At 45.9% G+C, this 1,412-nt stretch carries 1 protein-coding gene; it reads right to left on the bottom strand.

Annotated features, from left to right (window positions below):
• Window positions 1–2: 2 nt before the first annotated feature.
• Window positions 3–1,286, bottom strand: coding sequence for a serine--tRNA ligase (gene serS, locus NJ959_RS29525; protein WP_254015325.1), 1,284 nt, complete (start codon window positions 1,284–1,286; stop codon window positions 3–5).
• Window positions 1,287–1,412 lie beyond the last annotated feature (126 nt).

The following is a 1,412-nucleotide window of genomic DNA, read 5'->3' as shown; positions in this document are numbered from 1 at the left end:
ATTCACAACACCTCTCGCCCCAAATAAGGTTGCAAAACCTCCGGTATTCTCACTGTGCCATCTTCTTGCTGGTAATTCTCTAAAATCGCCGACATAGTGCGCCCTACAGCTAATCCGGAACCATTAAGAGTATGGACAAATTGAGTACCTTTTTTCCCAGGCTCCTTAAAACGAATACTCCCCCGTCGTGCCTGAAAATCACCGCAATTAGAGCAACTGGAAATCTCTCGATATTTCCCAGCCGAAGGTAACCAAACTTCCAAATCGTAAGTTTTAGTCGATGAAAAGCCCAAATCCCCTGTACACAATTGCAAAACTCGGTAAGGTAATTTTAATGCTTCTAAAATTGCTGCCGCATTCTGTACCATCCCTTGCAATTCTGCCTCGGATGTGCTGGGATGGACGAGTTTCACCAACTCAACCTTATTAAACTGGTGTAATCGAATCAGTCCCCGCGTATCTCTCCCATAAGCACCCGCTTCACGACGAAAGCAGGGAGTATAAGCACATTGATAGATAGGAAGGACAGAGGCATCTAAGATTTCATCTCGGTAAAGATTGGTAAGTGGCACTTCAGCAGTTGGTGTCAGCCACAAATCATCACTATCACACTTAAAGCTTTCTTCAGCAAATTTAGGGAGTTGACCTGTAGCTGTTAGAGACTGAGTATTAATTAAAATCGGTGGCATTATTTCCAAATAACCAGCCCTGATTTGCGTCTCAAGCATGAAGTTAATTAATGCCCTCTCCAAAGCAGCACCTGCCCCCACTAAGCAGACAAATCTACTTTGGGCTACTTTCACCGCCCGCTCAAAATTGAGAATACCGAGTTTTTCTCCAATTTGCCAATGGGGAAGAATTCCCTCGCGCTGAGTAATGTATTCGTCACCCCAGCGACGGACTTCCATATTCTCTAATTCATTCTTACCAACAGGCGTAGAATCACTAGGCAAATTGGGGAGAGTTAACAGGAGAGCATCCAATTCGGCTCTGAGTTCTCGCTCCTGCGGTTCTAGGGAGCCAAGAGTCGCCTTAACTTGGTTCCCCTCATCTCGTAATTCTTGAAGTTCTGGCGCGTCAGGGAGACTACCAGCTTTAATTTTTTGACCGATGAGTTTACCAATCTCGTTACTGCGGGCTTGTAACTTAGTACGGGATGTTTCCAATTCCCGCCCCTGCTGATTTAGCTCCAGAATCGGGGTAAGGTCATATTGACCAACACCACGTCGGTCTAGTAATTCTTGGATAACTTGGGGATTTTCGCGAATTTGCTTTAAGTCAAGCACAGATTTTATTTATAAATTAATTTTGGCGATTGAGTGCGATGCCTGCGGCGGGCTTCGCGATCGCGCCGATTACCAATACCAGACTACCGCAAGGGAGTGGGGAATGGGGAGCAGATGGGGGAGAGG

This window comes from Limnofasciculus baicalensis BBK-W-15, assembly GCF_024178385.1.
Taxonomy (GTDB): domain Bacteria; phylum Cyanobacteriota; class Cyanobacteriia; order Cyanobacteriales; family Coleofasciculaceae; genus Limnofasciculus; species Limnofasciculus baicalensis.
The sequence above is the reverse complement of the archived record's forward strand: the minus strand, read 5'-3'. Positions and strand labels throughout refer to the sequence as shown.